The following is a 24,562-nucleotide window of genomic DNA, read 5'->3' as shown; positions in this document are numbered from 1 at the left end:
TTATGCGTAAACCAATTATTGCTGGTAACTGGAAAATGAATAAAACAAAAGCTGAGGCTCTTGCCTTTGTTCAAGAAGTAAAAAGTCTTGTTCCTTCAAGTGACAAGGTGGAAGCTGTTGTATGTTCCCCACATCTATTTTTAGATGCGCTTGTGCAAGAAACAAAAGGAACAGATGTTAAGATTGGTTCTCAAAACATGCACTTTGAAGAAAATGGTGCATTCACTGGAGAAGTTAGTCCTATCGCATTGGCAGATCTCGGAGTAGAATATGCTGTCATTGGGCACTCTGAACGTCGTGAGTTATTCGGTGAAACAGATGAAAGTGTAAATAAAAAAGTTCATGCTGCGTTTAAACACGGTTTAGTACCAATCGTTTGTGTAGGTGAAACGTTAGAACAGCGCGAAGGAAATAAAACAGCTGACGTTGTAACAACACAAGTAAACGGAGCACTAAAAGGTTTAACGGAAGATCAAGTAAAACAAACAGTGATCGCTTATGAACCAATTTGGGCGATTGGTACTGGTAAAACTGCTTCTTCTGAAGATGCTAATGAGACGTGTGCGGTTATTCGTAACGTTGTAAGCAAAACCTTCTCAACAGATGCAGCAGAAGCAGTTCGTATTCAGTATGGTGGAAGTGTGAAGCCAGCTAATATTAAAGAATTATTGAGCCAATCAGATATTGATGGAGCTCTTGTAGGTGGAGCAAGCTTAGAAGCTCAATCTTATTTACAACTAGTGGAGGCAGGAAATGAGTAAGAAACCAAATGCGTTAATTATTCTCGATGGTTTTGCTCTTCGAGATGAAACGATGGGGAATGCAGTCGCTCAGGCGAACACCCCAAATTTTGATCGATATTGGAACCAATATCCTCATGCATCCCTTCAAGCATGCGGCCTAGCTGTCGGTCTTCCTGAAGGACAAATGGGAAACTCGGAAGTTGGACATTTAAATATTGGTGCCGGGCGAGTGGTTTATCAAAGTTTGACTCGAGTGAATTTGTCGATTAAAGAGAAAGAGTTTTTCGAAAATGAAACATTTCTTAATGCGATGAACCACGTGAAAGAAAAAGGAAAGGCTCTTCATCTTTATGGACTATTATCTGATGGCGGTATTCATAGTCATATTGAGCATCTATTTGCACTCCTTGAGATGGCGAAAAAAGTGGATATCGAAAAAGTGTACGTTCATGGTTTCCTTGATGGCCGAGATGTTGGCCCTCAGTCAGCAGATAAATACATTCAGCTGCTTGAACGTAAAATGGAAGAGCTTCAAATCGGAGAATTAGCTTCTATTCAAGGGCGTTACTATGCCATGGATCGTGATAAGCGCTGGGAACGAGTAGAGAAGTCATATCGTGCGATGGTTTATGGCGAAGGAATGAAGTTTCGAACGGCGACGGAAGCATTAGAAGACTCTTATAACAATAAAATTCACGATGAATTCGTACTACCTTCTGTATTGACGAAAGAAGATGGAGAAACGCCAGTTGGAACGATTCAAGATGAGGACGCGGTTATTTTCTTTAATTTCCGACCTGACAGAGCGATTCAAATGTCTCAAGTTTTTACAAATCCAGACTTTGCTGACTTCAATCGTGGAGATCGCTTTCCGAAAAATGTACACTATGTTTGCTTAACGCATTTTAGTGAATCAGTACAAGGCTTTGTTGCTTTTGAACCAACCAATTTAGATAAAGTTTTGGGAGAAGTCGTTTCAGACGCTGGTTTGAATCAACTGCGGATTGCAGAGACCGAGAAATATCCGCACGTGACATTCTTTTTCAGTGGTGGCCGTGAGGAAAAATTCCCAGGTGAGGAACGAGTGCTCATTGACTCACCAAAAGTAGCAACGTATGATTTGCAACCAGAAATGAGTGCTTACGGTGTTACGGATGCTTTGCTTCATGAAATTAACGCTGATAAGCACGATATGATCATTTTAAACTTTGCGAATCCAGATATGGTTGGACACTCTGGTATGCTAGAGCCTACGATTAAAGCGATAGAAGTGGTAGATGAGTGTTTAGGAAAAATCGTCGACTTGATTGAAGAAAAAGGTGGCAAGGCGATTATTACTGCGGACCATGGTAATGCAGACGAGTTAATTACCGAAGAAGGAACTCCAATGACAGCTCATACAACGAATCCAGTTCCGGTTATTTTAACGGACAAAAACGTTGAGCTTCGCCAAGATGGTGTTCTTGGTGATTTGGCACCAACAATGTTAGAGTTATTGAAAGTGGAACAACCTAAAGAAATGACTGGTAAAACATTGATTAAGAAGTAATAATAGAAATGTAGTCACAACAAAGATACGATTTTAAAAATGAGAAGGAGTGTTTCAGATTATGACATTAATTACAGATGTATATGCACGTCAAGTATTAGATTCTCGTGGTAACCCAACAGTTGAGGTTGAAGTTCATGTAGAAAGCGGCGCGTTTGGCCGTGCGATTGTACCAAGTGGTGCATCAACTGGTGAATATGAAGCAGTGGAACTACGTGACGGCGGCGACGCTTGGATGGGTAAAGGTGTTTCTAAAGCAGTTGAGAACGTAAACGAAGTTATTGCTCCAGAACTTGTAGGTTATGACGCATTAGATCAACTTGGTATTGACCAATTAATGATCGAGCTTGACGGTACGCCGAACAAAGCAAAACTAGGTGCAAATGCTATTCTTGGTGTTTCTATGGCAACCGCTCGTGCTGCTGCTGAAGCGTTAGGCCTTCCACTTTATGTTTACCTAGGTGGATTCAGTGCAAAAACTCTTCCAACTCCAATGATGAATATTTTGAACGGTGGAGAGCACGCTGATAACAACGTCGATATTCAAGAATTCATGGTTATGCCAGTTGGAGCAGAAAGCTTCACTCAAGCTTTACAAATGGGAGCAGAAATCTTCCATAACCTTAAAAAGGTTCTTAGCTCAAAAGGTTACAACACAGCTGTTGGTGACGAAGGTGGTTTCGCACCAAACCTTGCATCAAACGAAGAAGCTCTTTCTACAATCATTGAAGCAATTGAAAAAGCTGGTTACAAGCCAGGAGAGCAAGTTCAATTGGCAATGGACGTAGCAGCATCTGAAATTTATGAAGATGGCAAGTACAACCTTAAAGGCGAAGGCGTTGTAAAAACTTCTGAAGAAATGGTTGATTTCTACGAAGAACTTTGCAATAAGTACCCAATCATCTCCATTGAAGATGGTCTTGACGAAAACGACTGGGAAGGTTTCAAACTTCTTACTGAACGACTTGGAGATAAAGTTCAATTAGTTGGAGACGACTTATTTGTTACAAACACAGAAAAATTATCTCGTGGAATCAAAGAAGGCATTGGTAACTCAATCCTTATCAAAGTGAATCAAATTGGTACACTTTCTGAAACATTTGATGCGATTGAAATGGCCAAGCGTGCTGGTTATACAAATGTTATTTCTCACCGTTCTGGTGAAACAGAAGATAGCACAATTGCAGACATCGCAGTAGCGACAAATGCAGGACAAATCAAAACAGGTGCTCCTTCACGTACAGACCGTGTAGCGAAGTACAACCAACTTCTACGTATTGAAGATGAGCTTCAGTATATCGGTCAGTACGCTGGAAAGAATGCATTCTACAACTTGAATAAGTAATAAATTGATGATTAAAGCCTCGGCGCCATTAAAATGGTGCTGTGGCTTTTTTTCGTGGAGTCGGGGAAGGGGGGATCTAGATTTGATGTTGGAGGTTGGTGAGAAAAGGAAAGATGATGATAGATCCTTTCGAGAGAGAGTCGTCGATGAAAGGCAGTAAGTGGGGGAGATAGATCCTTTCAGTGGCTTTATGCGGAGCGAAGGGAAGCATACGGAGGACATAGTGCCTGACGAGCGAGAGCGACGTCGATGAAAGGAAGCATACGGACGTCATAGTGCCTGACGAGCGAGAGCGACGTCGATGAAAGGAAGCATACGGAGGACATAGTGCCCGAAGAGCGAGAGCGACGACGATGAAGGGAAGCATACGGAGGACATAGTGCCCGAAGAGCGAGAGCGACGACGATGAAGGGAAGCATACGGACGTCATAGTGCCTGACGAGCGTGAGCGACGTAGGAGAAGGAAAGCAAACGGAGTTATGCGTCCCTCTCGTAGCATGATCATTACCTGAAGGAAACCTACTTCTCTTATATCGAACACCTAGAACATCTTGATTCTTAGCTCGTTTCATGATACTATCTTAGAAGGTTTATATGTCTGTTTGGAGGTGGAGAGTGTGGAAGCAGTCGCGTCCATTTTACTTGTTATTGTTTCGATTTTATTAATTGGAGCTGTTTTGTTACAATCTGGAAAAAGTGCAGGTTTATCTGGTGCCATATCTGGTGGTGCTGAACAGATGGTTGGTAAGCAAAAGGCAAGAGGTTTAGATGCTGTTCTAGTAAGAGCAACTGTCGTACTAGGAACGTTGTTTTTCTTGCTAACTTTACTTGTAGCGTTTTTCATGTAAATAGAAGCATCCAAGCAGCAGACGCAGCGTCTGCTGCTTTTTAAGTTGAGATTAAATCTTGCTTGAAATGGGAATAAAGTAAAGAGAAGAATGTAGACTGACATCACGAGATCCGTTTTGATTACATATACAATCGGAAAGCTATTTTTCAGGAGTGATTTCTATGATTGGCTGCCTTATCATACATGGTTTTGCCGGAAGGCCTCAAGAAGTTGGCGATATTGAACGTCATTTAAGAAAAAAGAACTGGCTTGTCTATTGTCCAGAACTACCAGGCCATGATGGAACAAGAGCGGGATTAAAATCGGTGACATATAAACATTGGCTTTTTAAAGCGAAAGTTGCTTTAGAAGAGCTATTGGAGCGTTGTGAAAAGGTATTCGTCGTTGGATTTTCTATGGGAGGAATGATTGCCAGCTATTTAGCTTCCCAATATCCAATTGATCGACTTGTCTTAATAAGCTCTGCTGCTTATTATATTAATCCTAAACAAATTGTCCAAGATGTGACTGGTTGGTTTCTTGAAGGGGTTCGCGGAGAATTAGACAGCGATGAGTACTACCAATTTTACCGTGAAAAAATTATGAGGACACCGATGACAGCTACGATTGAATTTGCTCGCATGGTAAAAAAGTTGCGACCTCATTTGAACAAAATCACCGTCCCAACACTGGTGGTACAAGGTGAAAAAGACGGCTTAGTTCCTCATAAAACTGCTGAATATATATATGATCATATTCAATCGGAAGAAAAAAAGCTCTATTTTTTTCCAAAGGCAAAACATTATATTTGGTTTGGTGAGCATAAAGAAGACTTACTTACTGAAATGGATGATTTTTTCTCGAAGTCATCTGATAATCAAGCGAACGCCCAATAATCATTATGAAAATACTAAATATTTGAGATTGTCTCTCTAGCATGAAAGGAAGATTCAAAAATGATGAAAGTTGCACAACCGAAACCATTTACATTTGAAGGTGGAGACCGAGCAGTTCTTCTCCTTCACGGATTTACAGGAAACTCAGCTGACGTAAGAATGTTAGGCCGATACCTCGAGAAAAGAGGCTATACATCCCATGCTCCACATATGAAAGGACACGGCGTACCACCAGAAAAGTTGGTTCATACTGGCCCTGAAGATTGGTGGGAAGACGTACTTCAAGGGTACAATCATTTAAAGGAAATGGGACATGATGAAATAGCTGTAGCAGGATTATCACTAGGTGGTGTATTTTCTTTAAAGCTTGGGTACACATTACCTATAAAGGGGATCGTTCCCATGTGTGCACCTATGCATATAAAAAGTGAAGAAGTGATGTATCAAGGAGTACTAGAATATGCAAAAAAGTATAAGAAATGGGAAGGTAAGGACGCAAATCAAATCGAAGAAGAAATGACCAAATTTGAGGAAACACCAATGACGACGTTGAAAGAATTACAAGAATTGAACAAAGAAGTTCGTGAAAACCTCGATATGATCTATACGCCAACATTTGTTGTACAAGCTCGTCATGATGAGATGATTAATACAAATAGTGCCGACATGATTCATGATGAAGTAGAAAGTGATCATAAGAAATTGAAATGGTACGAGGAATCAGGGCATGTTATTACATTAGATAAAGAACGGGACCAGTTACATGAAGACATTTATGCCTTTTTAGAAGAACTAGATTGGCAAGACGACTAACGATGAATACTATTCTCGTGTAACCTCCCACATTTGAAAGGAGAAAGAAACTATGACAGATCACACAAAGGAAGGAATCCTTCATTATATGAAACATGAAGCGGACAAGCCCCTTTCTATTAAAGAAATGGAAGCGGCGTTTGGCCTTGAGGATTCCAGCCAATTTAAAGCGTTTGTAAAAACGTTGAATGAACTTGAAGAAAATGGAGATATCGTTCAAACACGAACGAATCGTTATGGCCTCCCGGAAAAAATGGACTTATTCCGAGGGGAAGTTATCATGCATCCAAAAGGTTTCGCTTTTGTGAAAACAGAAGTAGAAGGCATGGATGATATTTTTATACCAGGTTCAGAAATGAATGAGGCAATGAATAAAGACAAGGTCCTCGTTCGAATGCAAACAGATGCAGGTGGCTCCAACGGAACTCGTGCGGAAGGAACGGTTATCCGCATTCTTAAACGTGGAGTAACACAAACAGTCGGAACGTATTCCGATGCTAAAAACTATGGTTTTGTTATTTCTGATGACAAGCGAATTCCTACGGATATTTTTATTCCAAAAAATCAAGAGTTAGGTGCGGTAGACGGTCATAAAGTTTTAGTAGAGATCACGAAATATCCTGAAGGGAGAATGAGTGCAGAAGGACATGTCATTAAAATCCTCGGTCATAAGAATGATCCTGGTGTGGACATCCTTTCCATCATTCATAAACATGGATTACCTGGAGAATTTCCGCAAGACGCGATTGATCATGCGAACAACGTGCCAGATGAAATTAGTCCAGAAGAAATCGAAGGGCGTCGTGATTTACGAGAGGAAACGATTGTGACGATTGACGGGGCCGATGCGAAAGATTTAGATGATGCCGTTCAAGTGAAAATACTTGATAATGGTAACTATATGCTTGGGGTTCATATTGCAGACGTCACTCATTATGTGAAAGAAGGTTCTGCGATTGATAAGGAGGGGGCTGACCGAGCGACGAGTTGTTACTTAGTTGATCGGGTTATTCCAATGATCCCGCATCGCTTGTCCAACGGTATTTGTTCCTTGAATCCGCAAGTTGATCGACTGACTCTTTCTTGTAACATGGAAATTTCACCTGATGGAGAAGTCGTCAACCACGATATTTTTGAAAGTGTCATTAGAACAAATGAACGAATGACTTATACCGATGTGCGAAAAATCTTGTTAGAAGAAGATCAAGAAGTGATGGATCGTTATGAAGCGCTGATTCCTTTTTTCAAAAACATGGAAGATTTAGCAGCGATCTTAAGAAAGAAGCGATTCTCAAGAGGTGCGATTGACTTTGATTTCAAAGAAGCAAAAGTCCTTGTTAATGAAGAAGGGACACCAACTGAAATTGCCATTCGAGAAAGAAGTGTGGCAGAAAAATTAATTGAAGAATTTATGTTAGCAGCTAATGAAACAGTGGCTGAGCATTTTCATTGGATGAAAGTGCCTTTCGTTTACCGTATTCACGAAGACCCTGACGAAGAGAAACTAAATCAGTTTCTCGAATTTATAACGAACTTTGGATATGTAGTAAAAGGTACGTCGAACACAGTTCACCCAAGAGCACTTCAAGAATTACTTGAGAAAGTGAAAGGCGAGCCAGAGGAAGCGGTCATTAGCACTGTCATGCTTCGTTCCATGAAGCAAGCGAAGTATGATCCAGAAAATATTGGTCACTTCGGATTGTCCGCTGATTTTTACACACACTTTACGTCTCCCATTCGTCGTTATCCAGATTTAATTGTGCACCGATTAATCCGCACATACTTGATCAATGGAAAAACAGACGATAAAACGATTGATAGTTGGAACGAGAAGTTGCCAGAAATTACTCGCCATTCGTCTGAAATGGAGCGACGTGCTGAAGGAGCTTCAAGAGAAACGGACGAAGTGAAAAAAGTACAGTACATGGAAGATAAAGTGGGACAAGAATACGAAGGTGTGATCAGCGGTGTGACAAACTTTGGCTTGTTTGTTGAATTACCGAACACGATCGAAGGTCTTGTACACGTGAGTTATTTAACCGATGATTACTATCATTACGATGAGAAAAGATATGCGATGATTGGTGAAAGAACAGGAAACGTGTTCCGAATCGGTGATGAAATCGATATAAAAGTAACGAACGTCAACGTCGATGAACGAATCATTGATTTCGAAGTGGTTGGTATGAAGCCACGAAAAGCTAGGAAGAAAGATGCTCCTCATGTTATCGAAGGTGGAAACCGCAAAGATAAAGGCAGAGGACTTAGCTTAGGTGATAAGTCAAAGTCCAGTGGCAAAAAGAAAGATGATAAAAAGAATAAAGGAAAGAAAAAGCCATTTCACGCTGACGCACCAAAGGGTAAGAAGAAAAAAGGTAAAAAGAAGAACAAATAATGAAGTGTTAGAGCTCATCCGACCGGATGAGCTTTTACATTTCGGGCTATTAGAGGTTTGATTGCTATGCGAAAGTTGAGAATTGCTTGGTTATGCTTGGAAATAGGGATTTGTGCGTGAAAAACAGTTCTTTATGCGTAATTCTAGGAATTTGTGCGTGAAAACTTAATATCATTGCTGAATTTTGAATTCATAATGCAAATATCTAGATAATCCACAGCACACAAACAAATTGAAGGAACACACAAATTTTGGTATGATTAGTTCACGGGGAAGACAGAAAGGATGCAGGAATCATGGCAACAGAAGTAAAACTCATCGCACAAAATAAAAAAGCAAGACATGACTTTCATGTGGAAGAAACATATGAAGCAGGCATGGTTCTTACTGGAACAGAAATAAAATCGATTCGCAATCGGAGAGTGAATCTAAAGGACTCTTTCGCAAGAGTATCTCAAGGAGAAGTGTGGATGTCCAATTTACACATTAGTCCATACGAGCAAGGGAACCGGTACAACCACGACCCAGTTCGTACGAGAAAACTATTGTTACACCGAAAGCAGATTAACCAACTGATCGGATTGACACAGCAAAAAGGATACACGATTGTCCCATTAAAGATTTACATTAAAAATGGTGTCGCCAAAGTACTCATTGGTGTTGGTAAAGGTAAAAAGAGACATGATAAACGTGAAGATTTGAAGCGTAAAGATGCAAATAGAGAAATTCAACGAGCATTTAAGGATGCCAATTTAGGTCGCTAGAATGGTGATGCTTTCCATTTGACTAGGGGAGCTTATATGTTATAATTAAGGATGTCGTTATACTCAAGTACCAAAGAAAAACCGATAAGATTTATCCCTTATCGTTCTCATTTGCATGGGGACGTTCTGGATTCGACAGGGGTAGGTCGTGCTTAAGTGGCGAGTCGAGCTGGGTGTCCTCGTATAAAACGCCCATCGCCTATAGTTGGCAAACAAGATAACGATTTCGCTTTAGCAGCGGCGTAAAAACCCTGTTAGCGGTTCCTCCCTACATCACCCACGTGTTAGGATCAGGGACTCACTCTAGTGGGATACGCCTGGAGTTCTCCACCTGAGGACAATAGGAAGAGATTAATCAGGTTAGCCTCACAGAAGCCTGTCCGTTGGCTGAAATGACGGCGAAATTCTAATAAACTGACTACACTCGTAGATGCTTATGTCGCGTTACCTCTGGACGTGGGTTCGATTAGTAACATAGTCGCCTTGTGTGGTGATACACAAGTGAAAACTTGGCTTTATCGGTGAAACCTACGCTGTATTAAATTGAATGGTCAAAATGAGGACAAAAAAGTCCAACGTTTGGACATCATTTAGACAGTATGGCAATGCCGAGCGGTATGGGAAGCAATTCACCAGCCGTGTATCGACTTATAGGCTGCCTTCAAGGTAGTACTAGGATGTGAAATCAGCCAATGAATGTTGGTTAAACTACATTTCACATAATACGCCAAGGGACTTAATCAGCTAGACGACATAGCTATTAAGTTCAAGATATAGTCAGTGCCATGACGAAAGCATGGAAATACACGTCCCACCGTCTCCACCATACATACTGTTATGGTGGTTTTTTTGTGTTTGAAATACTAATAATTTCTCATACATTTTTTTAGACGCGGTTAAGTCTCTGTTGAGCTCCTTTGAAAATCTATAAATTACAGTTATTACATATCGAAAGTTAAATTTGGTTACTTTTTTTTAAAATCGGTAGGAACCAAATCGGCCTAAATTAAGAGAGTTCGACTCATGCTAAATTTAATTTGTAAAAAAATATCAGATATTTTTATAGGATACTTTAATAAGTTAATTAATGCTATATATATTAAAATGAGCGAAAAGTCTATATAAATTAAGGTCTTTAGTGGATGCCAAAACTCTTATATTAAATATACTATATTGAATTTAAAATAAAAAGGAGTGAAAAAATATGTCTTTACCCAATTTGCCTGAGATAACCCCAATTGAAGGTTTAGATGCAGAACAGACAGCATTACTACTATTGGCCTCTATTGCATCAGAAGAAATTTCAATAGCTCATATTTTAAATGCGGAAGGAGAAAAAATTCAAGCCGCATTAGGAACTTTAGAACTTCCCGATGGAAATATTCTAGGACCATTTGTAGAGGACTTACCAGGATTACTAGATATTAATACAAATATTAATAGAACTTTACGTACACTTGTCAAAAAGGAAATGCTTCTACAATTTAAATTAGAGGATACACTTGATTTTATTGGAACATTACCACCAGGTCCAACACCAGAGATTTTATGTGCATGTCAGGTTCAAGCTACTCTTGAAGACACAACAGAAGTAACTATTAATGACACACAGGTTGCTGATGCTGATGTAACGTTAGATGTAAATATTTGTCCAGATTGTACACCAGAAGGTAGCGAAATAACACTAACAGTTGAAGCACTTGCTTTACCTTTGGTCAATTTTACTGCAGAAGAGTTTACAAGCATTGTATGTGAAAATGATAATTTATTAACAGCTGAAGGTACTGGAACAGTAACCGGATTAATTACAGGACTTGTTGATTTTGTTATTACTTTGGATGAAACAGAAGGTACAGCAACAATTGAGCTAACTCAAAATGGAGATATTGTATTTGTTACAACATTAGATGCTGTATTCAATATTGAACCTTGTCCTGAAGGTTAATTTGTAGAGCTTATAAATATAATGACTACAATACAATTGAGAATAAAGAGGTTTTAGACCTCTTTATTCTATTTTTTTATGATTAGGGTGCTGATCTTTCTATAATAGCTATTAAATCATGGTGATCCTGATCCTAAACATTTTTCCTATAATCTACTTACTCCACTATATAAATTTTACAATCAAAATTATACCCAGAACTACCGATTTAATCATCCATAAATAAACATTAACCGAATGGAATAAGTGGAAAGGGATCATATTATCAATAAATAAGTTTTTAGGGATGATATTATGATGTATATTTACAATGATTATGGAGGTACACATACTACTTCTTTGGCTGCGGCATATCATTTGAAACAGTTACCACAATCAGAAAGAAAACTAACTTCGGAAGAAATATTAAATGTTGACTATTTCAATCAATTAACGAAAAAGGATTTTGGCAAACTCATTTTCCATGGAAAAGATGAAGATGGAAACTCGGTCTATACTATTGGACGGAAAAGGGACAAACTAGTTGTTCCAGCATTAAAAGAATGGACGTTAATACTAGAAGATAAATTTCAGTTTGATGAAAAGGTTGTATTATCGAATACATCACCAACGGTACCGATTGTTATGTCTTTAGGCGGATTTTTCTCAAGAGGGTTAAACATGGATGCAATAGGAGTGCCATTGTTAGTCAAAGGTGCCAAACAATGCTGCGATAATATCTTTCGATTAGTTGAAAATACGAAAAAAACAGGCAGAGCTGCGAATACTGGAAAAGTGGTTATTTTAAATAATGATGAATATAAGTAATCGCCTTTAACGAATGATAGTCGAAAATAATCGTAAACAAGTAAAAGTCCTCTGTTCCTTTACACAGAGGACTTTTACAATAAGGAATACGTAACACTCTTCGTTTTGTTTTAGTCTAATAATTAAGCTTCTTCAAATAGTTTTTCACCACGATTTAGCCGCCAAGCAATCGTACCTATATGTGGTAATTCTCGAGCTGTTGGAGCATGTGCTGCTAGGTAGCGAGTCATCGCTATAAGCATCGTTTCTTTCGCATGTTCTGCGAAAGCACTTGATTCCTTTTCCCACCGATCATATTCTGCACAAGCGGCTTCAAACATTTGATAGGAATGAAATTTTGCATCTTCTCTTAAAAGAACAAGTCCTAACGTATGGAACAATTGCTGTTTATCCCCACCATGGTGTAAGTATTGAACGACCCAATCAGCTGATTGGTTCACTTGCTGCTGTTTATTTAATAATTCAAGAAGATCTTGACAGTCGAGAGATGGTGTTTCTTCTTTTGCTACCGGTCGTTTTGTTGAAGGGATATTTAAAAAACGATCTAAATAAATACTTACTGCCCCATGGTAAATGGCTCGTACAATTAAATCCTCATTTGACCTTCTAAGCGATTCGTGGACTGCATGAGCATGCGTAAACGTGTGCAAGACAGTATTCCAGTCACTAAAATCATTTTGAATATGGAATCGTACAATTCTTTCCGCCGCTGCAAGAGTCGTAACTTGCGCAACTTTTATCGGATTTACCCCATCTTTAAGTAATGTAGTGATCTCTTCTATCATAGTTAATGGGTTATCAGATAATAAATGATCGAACAACTGCTTTTCATCAAAGGCTTTGGCGTTATCACTAAAGTCGAGAGAAATACCTTCTATAGTTGAAAAAGCTTCGTGAAGTGGCATCACTAAATCGATAGGAGACTGCCACCGGTGTTGCTCTTCACTTCTAGCTGCATTTGCAAAGAGAGGCGTGAGCGAAGGTAGAATTTGTTTGGCCATGTCATTTCCAGTATGAGTTAATGATTCAAATGCTTTATTATGAAAATCTAACGTGTGCCCTACGTCCATATAAAAATGATCCGTAGCAGCGGTCATCATCATTCCATTAAGATCAGAGATGGACATTTGTTTTTCGATTGCGGTTAAAATAATTCGTTCGGATCCCTGTGTATCTCTGACTTCAATGCAGTTGCGATACCAATCTTTTAATCGTTCAAGATTTCCATCAAAACCAGATAATGGACCAATTAAATGTTGTGGGGGATGACCTGCACAATCGCGTGCGACGTGAGAAAGCCCTTGAAATAACGCTTGGATTCGTCCTTGTGAATCTAATTTTGGAAGGACGTTAGCCATACAAGTTAAGATTGTAAGCCCTGGTCCCCATCCAGATGAGCGGTATTTTGTCCCGAATTCCATTCCTATTTGAACAATTTCTTGTTCACGTACATTGGCATTTAGAAGAGAAACAACAGCTTTCGCAATGACTAGACCGAGGTTTTGTTCTAATCCTTTCCGTAGCTGTTGTTTATATTGTTCAACCTGATTTTCAATCCCTGGTACATGGTTAACCCAAACGTCACCATCTTCTATTTTGATCTCATAAGAAGGGACATCATCAGCCCACGGATCCAACGTTCCGCCGCTACATACGTCGAATCTAGCATGGTGCCAATGACAAGTTAATATACCGTCGCAAAGACTTCCCATATGCAGTGGAAATCCCATGTGTGGGCACCGATTGTCAAGTGCATAGACATTTTCTTCGTGTAAAAAAACGACAATAGCTCCTTTAATAAGTTTCGTCTTTTTCTCTTTCAATTGGTCTAATGATCCAGCATGAATCCAATTATCCATTCTATCGCCTCCATAAATTAGTCGAGAAGAATTGGTTTAGAGTTTTTCTACTTTACCAACATTTTACTTTAATATGTAACCGCTCGCAAATAAGTTTCGGAAATCTATCATGGTACGAAAAAATTCATCTAACTCAGCAAAAAAAAGCGATTCTTAGGAGTTACCTCCAATAAGAATCGCTTTTTTTACTTAACATCAACTAAGTCAACTGGTCCGTGGTCATCACAATGATCGCCGTGGACATGGTGCAAACGACCATTAACTAAATAATCCATGTGGTCACCATGGGGAACCATTTCATGCCCACAGTCTTCTTCATGGTGACATCCGCAGCTGATTTCTTTACATTGATCTGGATTTGTTTCGCTTACAGGAACTTTGCACTCATCCCAATGTCCATTGTGCTCTCGATGTAGGTGCCCATTATGGACATAGTCAATATGATCTTCATGACGTATTTTCGTATGCCCACAAGAAATGCTATGTTCATGGGAATGGTTTTCATGAACATGATGATTGTGTTCGTTTTCTTTCATACTTATTCCTCCTCGTTGACAATACGATTCCCTTTATAAAGGTATTATACCCGTTAAAATGCGTTAGATATGTTGAAACAATCTTTAAAATGGGGAAGGATAAGGGAACATTAGCCTTATTCAATCATCACGTAAGTAAAAAAACTTCATTTTTTTATCTGCTGAAACTCGCCCTTGTAGGATGATTAATTCGGTAAAGTCAACTAATTTTAGTTTATCTAACATTTTTGGAACTTCTTCATCTATCCAACATTCTATTTTTTGAATTCGTTCAAAGACATCAGAAGCATCCATAGAAAATAATGATGCTGCTTCAAAAATAGGTGATCGCTCTTGCAATAGTTGGACAAATTGATCTTCGGTTTGTGCTTGGTCAGCGAGAGCAAGCTCTTTTTTTTCAACAAACTTAAATAATTCATGATCCAGTCCGGACAGTTTATTAATGCATCTATTTCGCGCGTATTCATAACGTTGTGGATTCATTTTTAGTCCTCCTGAAGCCTCTTGTCTTTAAATCGTAATTGTTACGTTTTGTGCTTTAATCTAATTAAACCATAGTATCGATATCGGTGTAAAGAAAATTTTAAGGCTTGATCCTAACAATACGACGTTATTTTATTAACTTAAGATAAATGAAAGTCCTCTCAAGACAATAAGGAAGAGGGGCGTGGAAACAATTGAGGTGGAGACTTATTAGTTGATTTCAAGATAACCAATCATTAGAATACATTTATGTACCTAAATCGTAATAATTCTATTTTATAAAGTGAGGTTTTTAGATGAAAACGAATGATGAACTACCATCAAAAACAGAACGTCATGTATTGTTTGGTTCCGTTCCACCAATAAAGGGGACAAAGGCTACGAATAAAAAAGACATGCCTGACCTTCAAAATACAGCGAATGACTTTTTATTTCCACTTGACCGTGTCGGTATTGCTAATGTCACACATCCGATTGTTGTTAGATCTCATTACGATCCAGCTTTGCAAACGACAGTAGGGACTTTTAAGATGACGACTTCATTAGACCAACATGCAAAAGGAATCAATATGAGTCGTCTTACGGAACTTCTTCATGATTATCATTTAGAAGGTTTTGAAGTGACAGAAGAAAGGTTGATTGCTTTCACAGAAGAATTAGCCTTGCGAATGGAACAACGTTCTTCCGATATAGATATATCCTTTCCGTGGTTTTTTGAGAGGGAGAGCCCATCTTTAAAAAAAATTGGGATGATGCATGCAGATTGTGGTATCCATTTATCTTACAATGATCAAAATGAAATTAAAATAAACGTAAGTTTAACAGCAGCGGTGACAACGCTATGTCCTTGTTCAAAGGAGATAAGCGAATACAGTGCTCACAATCAGCGAGGGTTTGTAACCGTTGAGGCGGAACTTGCTGAAGTATTAAATACGAAATCCGATTGGAAAACGTTATTACTTGAAGCAGCAGAAACCAATGCTAGTTCATTATTATATCCTGTGTTGAAAAGACCGGATGAGAAATTTGTAACAGAAGGAGCTTACGAAAATCCAAGATTTGTCGAAGATTTAACTCGCCTTGTTGCTGCAGATCTATACGAAAATCCGAGCTTTTCTTCTTTCAAGGTAATGTGTCGGAATGAAGAGTCTATTCATCAACACGATGCGTTTGCGGAGGTCTTTGTAGATAAGAGAAAAGGATGATCACTTCATAATGAGTGATCATAATGCTATCGCTTTTACAAGAAGAAGCGATCCGAATGAAAGCTTAACCAAAAGAATATAGTGATAAATATAAACACCTGGCTTAGTAAGCACTCAAGCCAGGTGTCTTTGTGACTTATAAATGGACCCTTTTATCATGAATACGATTAAGAAGGCTTGATGGAACTTTGACAAATAGGTAAAAGCTACGATAGGATAGGGTTAAATCGTAATAATTACGATTTAATTAAATGTGGAAGCGGGTGCTTGAATGAATAGTTCAATGGAACGAATTCCTGTAACTGTCCTAACAGGTTTTTTAGGTGCAGGAAAAACGACACTTTTAAATAGCATTTTAACAGAAAGACAAGATGAGCGTATTGCAGTAATAGTAAATGAGTTTGGTGAAGTAGGGATTGATCAGCAACTTGTTATCGGTGCTGAAGAAGAAATTTTTGAAATGAATAATGGGTGTATATGTTGTAAAGTTAGAAGTGATTTAATTGATACTCTCTATTCACTCATTCAAGCTGTAGAAGAAAACGGGCACAAGCCATTTGATCGAGTAATCATCGAAACAACCGGCTTAGCTGAACCAGCTCCTGTCGCTCAAACGTTTTTTGTAGACCCTGAATTATCCGAGATTTATCACCTAGATTCCATTGTTGCAGTTGTTGATAGTTATCACGTTTTACAACAGTTAACGGTACATGAAGAAGCGAGAAAGCAGATTGCTTTTTCAGATTTAATGTTAATCAACAAAACAGACTTAACGTCAATGGAACAGCAGAAAGTAGTAAAAACACGTTTGCGGGAAATGAATCCTACAGCAAAAATCATAAGTATGAAGCAAGGGGAAACAGATGTTTCAGCCTTATTAAACCAGTTTTCTTTTGACTTAGATGAAAAATTACGAGTGGAACCTGGTTTTATGAAACGTTCCCACCACCATCATCATGATCAAGATATCGTTTCTTTTGTTTTACAATCAGATTTAGATATGGATTTGAAAGCATTTGAGACATTTATGAACCAAGTCATTCAAGAAAAGGGAGAACAGATGTATCGTTACAAAGGGATTCTTTCTGTTTCAGGGCACAACCAAAGAATTATTTTTCAAGGAATTCATATGCTTTTTGCAGGTAGAGCTGGGCGCGAGTGGAAAGAAAATGAAAAGAGAAAAAGCGAGTTTGTCTTGATAGGAAAAGGTCTTGATCAAGCATGGTTTGAAACAAAATTTGAAGAATGCAAAGCTGCAGCTCGGTAAATTTGACATTACATGGGAAGCATAGTCAACGAACTCTTTTGACTATAATAATCGACTAAACTTTGTTGCGGCAACGTTGATGGAATGTCCGTACAGAACGTGAGCAGGCTGAGGTGATAATGGAAATCCTGCTGCATCAATGATCGAATTAGAACGAACCTCAACGTCTGCTTTTTGCAAATGCCATGGTTCATGAGCGATATCTCCTTGATAAATCTTCCCTTTGCCATTGGAACTGAAAAAACGATATCGTTCCGTGCTCCAAGCTGCAAAAAGTTGTTCTGACGACAAAAACGGTTCAGAAACTGGCCGATAGGCAGCAGAGAATTCAGCCTTTGAATGCTTTCGTCTATGTGAAAAATCAACGAATTTGTTCGTATCATTTGGATGATTGACATCAATAGAAGCATGAACATAGTTTAATTTGAAAAAGGAGCGGGCGATCTGATTTGCTAAAATGTTGTTTGCGTCCAAATGGAAAAAATAAATACCCGGTTTGCCATTATAGGTGACATATGTCCGTAAATTTAATTCAGGAAACGCTAATTTTGTTAGTTTAGGTAAGCGACTGAATGCAATATTCGTCATGAGAAAGGGAACAATGCCTAAATAAGCTTGCCCTTGAAATGTATCAACCTTTAATGGCGAAGGTAAACGGTCTTGGATGATATGTTTATTAACGGACCAATGCATAAATAAGAGATATTCCCAAGTCATCGATAATAAAGGTTTTCTTTTCGTTTGATTTAGATTAGACTTCATATTTTCTCCTCCAGAACTAAGTTTATGCTCATAGTATCACAAATGGACTGGTTTTTTTATGAGAAATGCTTTCGAAACGAAAGTGGACTAATGTTGAAATGTCGATCCAGATAGAAACAATTAATGATGAATTAGAGGACTTGAAGCCTTTTTGTTGAATCTATCTATATACCTATTTTTGGAGAGGGGCATTACTTATGCAAACACTTTTTCGATATAACTGGCAAGTGAGAGATGAATGGTTCGATTGGTGTAAACAATTGTCTCATGATGAGTTAGTAAAAAATCGAACGGGTGGCATGAAAAGTATTTTACGGACATTCGTTCATATTATTGATGCAGAACAAAGTTGGATAAATGGATTAAATGGAAAAGAAGAGTATCATTATCGTTTTGAAGACTATGAAACGCTCGAAGATATCATAAAACTATCAGAGGATTGCCGTCCTTCAGTAGAGGAGTTTGTGGAACGATGGAGTCCAGAGATAGATGAAAAACAATTCTATGACTTTACTTACGGAGAAGTTATTAGACATGTCATTGCTCATGAGATTCATCACATTGGACAACTTTCCATTTGGGCGAGAGAGTTGGATAAAAAACCAATATCAGCAAACTTGATTCGGCGAGGGTTAGCACGAAATCAATAAAAATGTATAGGAAAGAATGAAAAAGCTGACTTGGGATTTTTACTCAAGTCAGCTTTTACTATACCTACTTTTCTAAATAAGCGACATCACGATAGTATTTGACGAGCACTTCCATCCCTTTATCGAAATGATCTAATGGGAAGCTTTCATTTGGAGAATGCAAGTTATCTTCAGGCGTACCGAAGCCAAGTAAAACAACAGGAATGCCAAACATCTGATCAATCGACTCCACTACTGGAATGGACCCGCCAAGGCGAACAAATACGGTGTCCTTACCAAATGCGTCAGCTAAGTTATCTGCTGCTTTTTGAAGTAATGGATGGTTTGGATCTACTTTATAGGCCTTCGCTGATAAAGGTTCACGCTTAACGGAGACGCTAACGCCTTTCGGAGCATTATTCTCGATGTAATCAACGAGAAGATCTTGAATTTTTTGTGGATCTTGTCCAGGAACGAGTCGGCAAGTTATTTTTGCAGATGCCGTTGATGGGATGATCGTTTTTGTTCCTTGACCTTGATAACCACTTGTTAGACCATTAATTTCAAGTGTTGGTCGGGCCATCAAGTGTTCATTTACGGTGAATCCCTTTTCTGGCATTGTTTCTGGAATGCCAATGGACTCCGTATAATTTTCCCCAGGTGCTTGATTCATCATTGCTCGCTCTTCATCCGCCAATTTTTCGACATCATCGTAAAAACCAGGGACAGTCACATATTCATCAGGATTTTTTAACGATGCAAGCAAGTGACTCATAGCCATGGCTGGATTTTTCACAGCGCCTCCATATAAACCTGAGTGTAGATCACGATTTGGTCCTTGAACGTGGAATTCTAGTCCAGTAAACCCTTTTAGTCCGTAAAGCATGGTTGGTTGTCCTTTTTCAACCATTCCTGAATCGGAAATAATCGCAAAGTCGGAAGTGAGTTTATCTTTATGATCTTCTAGGAAAGGATAGAGATTCTCACTGCCGATCTCTTCTTCTCCTTCAATGCACACTTTCAAATTCATAGGAAGACGGCCTTCTGTTTTCATATACGCTTCAAACACAGCAAGGTGCATAAATACTTGCCCTTTGTCATCACTAGCACCTCGAGCAAAGATTCTTCCGTTGCGAATTTCTGGCTGGAATGGTTCACTATCCCATAATTCATATGGATCGGCTGGTTGAACGTCATAATGCCCGTAAAATAACGCCGTTTGGGCATCTTTTTCTTCAAGCCATTCTGCATATACGAGCGGGTGGCCAGCTGTTTCTTTGATTTCAACAGAGTGAAAACCAATTTCTTTTAAATAGTTAGCTACAAAATCCGCTGCTTTAAGGACATCTTGTTTGTTTGAACTGTCCGTGCTCACACTTGGGATGGATAAGAAGTTTTCCATTTTTTTAAGTAAAGATTCACGATTGTCTTCTAAGTATTTTAGTACAGCTTCTGACATAAAAACTCCTCCTTCTTTTCTTATATTGTGTCATAAATGAGCGTTAAAAACCATTGGTGAAAATCAGGAACGTGTTGATGCTGCTAAACGTGTCGGTAGGAGGAATATCAACGAAAAAGAACAGAGGATTGTCCTCTGTTCTTGAGTGTTTATGATGTTGCGCGCGGATCTGAGCAATCTACGCGCGGAATGGAGGTACTGGCGCGCGAATCCGAGCAATTTGCGCGCGGAAACATGACATCTGCGCGCGCGCGAACCAAAAAATGGAAAACTCCAATTTAACAGCTTCCACCTATTCCTGGCAAAGCTTTAATTTCTATTCCGTGTGGCGTATTGCCGACTTCTATTCTCGTTTCTTCCTCAAAAGAAGCAACATCAATCACGGAAACTTCGTTTGATTCACTTAATGTCACATATACACGTGATTCTTCACGGTTAAATGCCAAGTGTTTTGCTCCGGATTGATCTTCAATGCGATCTGTTACTTCTCTACTTTCTAAATCGACGCGAGCAACGAAGTTTTCTTCAATAGAAGTAACGATAGCAAAATCACCTTCTTCATCTATCACAACATCTGTTGCTCCTTCTCCAACGTCAATCTCCTCTTTTTCAAGAGAATCTAAATCAAATATCTCTAATGTTCCAGAATCACTAGCAGCAACGTATAGGTAACCATCATGTTCTCTCACTACTCTTGGTGTTCCGCCTGTTGCCAATGTGTCCGTCACTTCTTCTGTTTCTGTATCCACAATATAGACGGCATCATTCTCATGGTCCGTCACATAAAGCTGATCATCCAACAGATAGACGTAGTTACTATGAGCGCCAGAACCTAAGTCTATTTGAGATGTAACGTCTTCTTCCCCAACATCAATCACATCAACAAATTGATCCCCTGCTGTTGCAACGTATAACGTATTGTTATTTTCACTTAACGCTAATCCGTGTGGACGAGGGCCTACTTCAATTTCAGCAGCAGATTCTAATTGTTGTGTATTAATAATTTCAACAGTGCTACTATCTTGGTTAGCAACAAAAGCTTGACGCATCGTACTTGCAAACGTAACAATTGTCGGTGCTGCTGCCGTTTCTATTTCAGCAACTACTTCTCCAGAGACAACATCAATCACTGATATATTATTTTCTTCTTCATTAGGAACGTAAAATTGCACACTCGTTAAATCACTAGCATCTCCACTTGACTCATCGTCGTTAGCATCGTTTCTTCCATTGTTATCTTGTTCTAACGCACAAGCAGTTAATAGAAAAATACTTGCTAAGACAACGACTAAGAACCATTTTTTCTTCACAGTTTATCTTCCTTCCTTATCATTAGTTTATTCACTATTTCCATAGTATAATCATAGTTTATTCTAATTACAACAAAAACAATCGGAATTAATCCCTTTTAAACTCATCGGAATTATGATATTGTTATTAACAACATAAAAAGAAAGAGGGATACAACATGAAAATTGTTAAATATTTGCTATTATTATCAACTATATTTCTTGTAGCTTGTTCAAATGATGATCCATCGGTGGAGGAAGTTGATCAAGCGTCAAATGAACTGTCAGAAGGAGAAGTCGTTGACGCTTCAGAATACGAAAATGGCCATTTGCTCGTTGATGGTGATTGGCTTGAAGAGAATCAAGATGATGTTGTGGTTGTTGATGTTCGAGGAGAAGGGTATGACGGTGGACATATACCAGGAGCTGTTCATATCAATCCGGAAGAACTAAGTGACCCGGATAATCCAATTGGAGGCGTCTTGCCTGATGAAGAAAAGTTTCAAGAAAAAATTCGTGCTCTAGGCATTGATGATGATTCAACCGTTGTTGCTTACGATGATGGAGATAGTCTCTGGGCTGCTCGACTCTTTTATGCTTTAGAATTGTATGGACATGAAGATGTTCGAATTTTAAATGGTGGTTTCACAGCATGGTTGTCTGATGAGAAAGACGTATCAACAGAAGAACCATCGGTTGAAGAAGGATCATTTACTGCAGAGCTGAATCCGGCCCTTCAGTCTTCACAAGAAGACGTGGAAAATAATATTGGGAATGAAAGTGCAGTTATTTTAGATGCTCGTTCTGAAGGGGAGTATGATGGTTCAGACGTTCGAGCGGAACGTGGAGGTCATATACCAGGTGCACCACATTTAGAGTGGACGGAAGCTATTTCTGATGATGGCGTTCCCTATTTCAAAGATGCGGAAGAATTAGAAGAGCAGTTTGCAGCTTCTGGTGTAGACCGAGATAAAACAATTATTCCTTATTGCCAAACAAATGTTAGAGGGGCACATTCATACTTTTCTTTACGTCTTCTAGGGTTTGAGGATATCAAGCCATATGAAGGGTCATGGGCTGAGTATGGTAACGATCCTGACACAGAAATTGAATCATAAGAGGTGAATAATCATGGCATTTGAAAAAGAAAATGTATCGCAACTTTCTTACGATGAAGTAAAAAATATTTTTGAACAAAAAAAAACATCGCCAATTCTAATTGATGTCCGTGAATTAGAAGAATATGAAGAAGGACATATCCCTGGTATTCCACTCATTCCTATGAGTGAAATCGTGGATCTCGTTGATGAATTTAAAAAAGATGAAGAATATGTTCTAGTCTGTCGAAGTGGTCGACGAAGCCACGAAGTTTCCAAGTTTTTCAAAAGCAATGGAATTGATAACGTTCATAACTATGCAGATGGAATGCTTGGATGGGAAGCAGAAAAAACACCTGGACATGAATGGGTTGTTGAAAAGGTGAATGAAATATACAACAGGAGTGATTCGAAATGAGTTTGTCAGATCAAGAATTAAAAGAATTGAAAATAGACCATGAATTAGATGGAATCGGGGAAGTTTGCCCTCATACGTTAAATATCGCGCTAGATGGGTTGAAAAAAGCGTCTTCTGGAGAGATTGTCGTTGAGGTAACAGATCATTCGATTGCAACGAAAACGATTCCGGCTGCGGTAAAAATGAATAAATTAGCAGAGCATTTAGGAACCGTAAAAGAATCAGGAAACTATACGATTTTTCTGAGAAAACTATAATAAAAAGCTAGAAGGTAGGGCTTTCATCAGCCTTGCCTTTGTTTTATGATATCAATGAAAATGGAAGGAGAAGACGATGTTTACAATTGAAGTGTTTATTTTAGCGGCTGTATTTGGAATTATATATGGTTTTCTATTACAAAAAGCCGATTTTTGTTTTGTAGCATCTGTACGAGACTTTGTTAGTGTGAAAGATTCTCGGATCGGAAAAGGTGTGCTCGTACTAATGGCAACCGCCATGATTGGTTGGGGGCTTGCATTGACGTTTGGCCTCGCCTCTTTAGGGCAAGTATGGGCGGTTCCGATTGGTTTAAATAACCTTATTGGAGGAATATTATTCGGAATTGGTATGGCCATTGCCGGAAGCTGTGCCTCTGGAGCACTTTATCGCAGCGGAATGGGTTACTTACAATTCTGGATTGTCATTGCAGCAATGATTGCCGGAAACTTATTGTTTGCGTTTATTTATGACCCGTGGGGACAAGAAGCAGTCATGGAACCAATCACGTTTACTGAAAATGGATTTAGCCTTTATCAGTTAGGGCTTCCGTTTATGACCCTACCATTAATTATTGTCGGGATCATGATTTTAATCGTCGTGAAAAAATTCGGTGTTAGTGGATTTTTACAAGGGGTTAAAAATAGTTTCACAGACTGGGAGAAAAATCCGTTTAAACAACAACATTGGGATGTTCGTTTTGTAGCGTTTTTGCTCGGCATCACAGCAACGATTCAGTTTATTGCCCTATCATCAATCAGTGTAACTGGACCGGAAACCCGCATAGGTGGTGTCATAGTCTCAGCAATTTTTGGTGATCAAATCGTTTATAATAATTTATATTTAAACAATATGTTCGCCGCTTATCCGGCTGTAGGACTTGGACCAGAAGAAACACTTGTCATCTTTATCGTTGTAGGTGCGTTTATTTCATCCGTATTAAGTAAGAGTTTTAAAATCCGATTTCCAAAGGCGAAGCGATTGCCTTCCGCGATCGGTGGCGGGTTACTTATGGGTGTTGCATCAAGAATGGCACCAGGGTGTAATATTGCCAATGTGGTTGCAGGTGTAGGTGGTCTATCCATCGCAAGTGTCATTGTCATTATCGGTATGATGATTGGTGTGTTTCTCGTAACAAAATATTACTTTAAAATGCCGATCATGCTTTTCTACCGCGAAAAGGATGCAGCATAGTTTTAACGACAGGTGAAAGCGGC

23 protein-coding genes and 1 other RNA gene are annotated in these 24,562 nt (G+C 38.9%); 18 read left to right on the top strand and 6 right to left on the bottom strand.

Translation table 11 applies throughout. The annotated features are described in order from the left end of the window. The first annotated feature begins 2 nt into the window (after nt 1–2). The 11 genes from tpiA to QDN89_RS07370 all read left to right on the top strand — a co-directional run bounded on the left by tpiA (nt 3) and on the right by QDN89_RS07370 (nt 12,086). Nucleotides 3–761 carry a triose-phosphate isomerase gene (tpiA, locus tag QDN89_RS07420; RefSeq protein ID WP_280769476.1) on the top strand — a complete coding sequence of 253 codons (759 nt, stop codon included), beginning with the start codon at nt 3–5 and terminating at the stop codon, nt 759–761. Beyond that, nucleotides 754–2,292, top strand: coding sequence for a 2,3-bisphosphoglycerate-independent phosphoglycerate mutase (gpmI, locus tag QDN89_RS07415; RefSeq protein ID WP_280769475.1), 1,539 nt, complete (start codon nt 754–756; stop codon nt 2,290–2,292). Before tpiA ends, gpmI begins: the two co-directional genes overlap by 8 nt. A 61-nt stretch (nt 2,293–2,353) precedes the next feature. Next, entirely contained in the window at nt 2,354–3,637 is a 1,284-nt protein-coding gene (gene eno, locus QDN89_RS07410) for a phosphopyruvate hydratase (protein ID WP_280769474.1), read from the top strand. 617 nt (nt 3,638–4,254) lie between these two features. Next, the gene (secG, locus tag QDN89_RS07405; protein WP_280769473.1) at nt 4,255–4,485 is read left to right on the top strand and encodes a preprotein translocase subunit SecG; all 231 of its coding nucleotides are present in this window, start codon (nt 4,255–4,257) and stop codon (nt 4,483–4,485) included. A 163-nt stretch (nt 4,486–4,648) separates the two neighbouring features. Beyond that, entirely contained in the window at nt 4,649–5,362 is a 714-nt protein-coding gene (locus QDN89_RS07400; protein WP_280769472.1) for an alpha/beta hydrolase, read from the top strand. A gap of 63 nt (nt 5,363–5,425) precedes the next feature. Beyond that, nucleotides 5,426–6,175 (top strand): alpha/beta hydrolase, encoded by a 750-nt coding sequence (locus QDN89_RS07395; RefSeq protein ID WP_280769731.1) that lies wholly within the window; start codon nt 5,426–5,428, stop codon nt 6,173–6,175. A gap of 52 nt (nt 6,176–6,227) precedes the next feature. Beyond that, nucleotides 6,228–8,570: a ribonuclease R gene (rnr, locus tag QDN89_RS07390; protein ID WP_280769471.1), complete on the top strand. Its 2,343-nt coding sequence runs from the start codon at nt 6,228–6,230 to the stop codon at nt 8,568–8,570. Nucleotides 8,571–8,866: 296 nt separating this feature from the next. After that, nucleotides 8,867–9,334, top strand: a complete 468-nt coding sequence (gene smpB / locus QDN89_RS07385) for an SsrA-binding protein SmpB (RefSeq protein ID WP_280769470.1) — start codon at nt 8,867–8,869, stop codon at nt 9,332–9,334. Nucleotides 9,335–9,459: 125 nt separating this feature from the next. Next, nucleotides 9,460–9,803: a transfer-messenger RNA gene (ssrA, locus tag QDN89_RS07380) on the top strand. Nucleotides 9,804–10,538: 735 nt separating this feature from the next. Beyond that, nucleotides 10,539–11,279: an alpha-helical endospore appendage domain-containing protein gene (locus tag QDN89_RS07375; RefSeq protein WP_280769469.1), complete on the top strand. Its 741-nt coding sequence runs from the start codon at nt 10,539–10,541 to the stop codon at nt 11,277–11,279. Nucleotides 11,280–11,573: 294 nt separating this feature from the next. Further along, nucleotides 11,574–12,086 (top strand): DUF3189 family protein, encoded by a 513-nt coding sequence (locus QDN89_RS07370; protein WP_280769468.1) that lies wholly within the window; start codon nt 11,574–11,576, stop codon nt 12,084–12,086. A gap of 122 nt (nt 12,087–12,208) precedes the next feature. Here QDN89_RS07370 and QDN89_RS07365 read toward each other — a convergent pair whose 3' ends face one another. The 3 genes from QDN89_RS07365 to QDN89_RS07355 all read right to left on the bottom strand — a co-directional run bounded on the left by QDN89_RS07365 (nt 12,209) and on the right by QDN89_RS07355 (nt 14,964). Further along, on the bottom strand, nt 12,209–13,945 hold the full coding sequence (locus QDN89_RS07365; protein WP_280769467.1) for a Rieske (2Fe-2S) protein: 1,737 nt from the start codon (nt 13,943–13,945) through the stop codon (nt 12,209–12,211). 185 nt (nt 13,946–14,130) lie between these two features. Beyond that, complete coding sequence (locus QDN89_RS07360; RefSeq protein ID WP_280769466.1) at nt 14,131–14,481, bottom strand: hypothetical protein; 351 nt, start codon at nt 14,479–14,481, stop codon at nt 14,131–14,133. Between the two features lie 120 nt (nt 14,482–14,601). Continuing rightward, a complete protein-coding gene (locus QDN89_RS07355; protein ID WP_280769465.1) occupies nt 14,602–14,964 on the bottom strand; it encodes a hypothetical protein in 363 nt (120 codons plus the stop codon). A 296-nt stretch (nt 14,965–15,260) separates the two neighbouring features. On the opposite strand from QDN89_RS07355, the gene folE2 reads away from it, so the two are divergent. Both folE2 and QDN89_RS07345 read left to right on the top strand, forming a co-directional pair. Next, entirely contained in the window at nt 15,261–16,169 is a 909-nt protein-coding gene (folE2, locus tag QDN89_RS07350; protein ID WP_280769464.1) for a GTP cyclohydrolase FolE2, read from the top strand. Nucleotides 16,170–16,440: 271 nt separating this feature from the next. Beyond that, complete coding sequence (locus QDN89_RS07345) at nt 16,441–17,436, top strand: CobW family GTP-binding protein (protein WP_280769463.1); 996 nt, start codon at nt 16,441–16,443, stop codon at nt 17,434–17,436. Nucleotides 17,437–17,478: 42 nt separating this feature from the next. Here QDN89_RS07345 and QDN89_RS07340 read toward each other — a convergent pair whose 3' ends face one another. Beyond that, entirely contained in the window at nt 17,479–18,198 is a 720-nt protein-coding gene (locus QDN89_RS07340) for a YqjF family protein (protein ID WP_280769462.1), read from the bottom strand. Nucleotides 18,199–18,395: 197 nt separating this feature from the next. On the opposite strand from QDN89_RS07340, the gene QDN89_RS07335 reads away from it, so the two are divergent. After that, the gene (locus tag QDN89_RS07335) at nt 18,396–18,848 is read left to right on the top strand and encodes a DinB family protein (protein ID WP_280769461.1); all 453 of its coding nucleotides are present in this window, start codon (nt 18,396–18,398) and stop codon (nt 18,846–18,848) included. 64 nt (nt 18,849–18,912) lie between these two features. Here QDN89_RS07335 and QDN89_RS07330 read toward each other — a convergent pair whose 3' ends face one another. Beyond that, complete coding sequence (locus QDN89_RS07330; protein WP_280769460.1) at nt 18,913–20,286, bottom strand: dipeptidase; 1,374 nt, start codon at nt 20,284–20,286, stop codon at nt 18,913–18,915. A 278-nt stretch (nt 20,287–20,564) separates the two neighbouring features. Continuing rightward, nucleotides 20,565–21,596: a YVTN family beta-propeller repeat protein gene (locus tag QDN89_RS07325; RefSeq protein WP_280769459.1), complete on the bottom strand. Its 1,032-nt coding sequence runs from the start codon at nt 21,594–21,596 to the stop codon at nt 20,565–20,567. Between the two features lie 158 nt (nt 21,597–21,754). On the opposite strand from QDN89_RS07325, the gene QDN89_RS07320 reads away from it, so the two are divergent. The 4 genes from QDN89_RS07320 to QDN89_RS07305 all read left to right on the top strand — a co-directional run bounded on the left by QDN89_RS07320 (nt 21,755) and on the right by QDN89_RS07305 (nt 24,539). Beyond that, nucleotides 21,755–22,693, top strand: coding sequence for a sulfurtransferase (locus QDN89_RS07320; RefSeq protein ID WP_280769458.1), 939 nt, complete (start codon nt 21,755–21,757; stop codon nt 22,691–22,693). A 13-nt stretch (nt 22,694–22,706) separates the two neighbouring features. Continuing rightward, nucleotides 22,707–23,090, top strand: a complete 384-nt coding sequence (locus QDN89_RS07315) for a rhodanese-like domain-containing protein (RefSeq protein ID WP_280769457.1) — start codon at nt 22,707–22,709, stop codon at nt 23,088–23,090. Next, on the top strand, nt 23,087–23,347 hold the full coding sequence (locus QDN89_RS07310; protein WP_280769456.1) for a sulfurtransferase TusA family protein: 261 nt from the start codon (nt 23,087–23,089) through the stop codon (nt 23,345–23,347). Before QDN89_RS07315 ends, QDN89_RS07310 begins: the two co-directional genes overlap by 4 nt. A gap of 76 nt (nt 23,348–23,423) precedes the next feature. Further along, complete coding sequence (locus tag QDN89_RS07305; RefSeq protein ID WP_280769455.1) at nt 23,424–24,539, top strand: YeeE/YedE family protein; 1,116 nt, start codon at nt 23,424–23,426, stop codon at nt 24,537–24,539. Nucleotides 24,540–24,562: the final 23 nt, after the last annotated feature.

Origin of the sequence: Salipaludibacillus daqingensis, assembly GCF_029891575.1 — a bacterium.
Taxonomy (GTDB): Bacteria; Bacillota; Bacilli; order Bacillales; family Salisediminibacteriaceae; genus Salipaludibacillus; species Salipaludibacillus daqingensis.
Note: the sequence above shows the minus strand (reverse complement) of the source record. Positions and strands in the feature narration are given on the sequence as shown.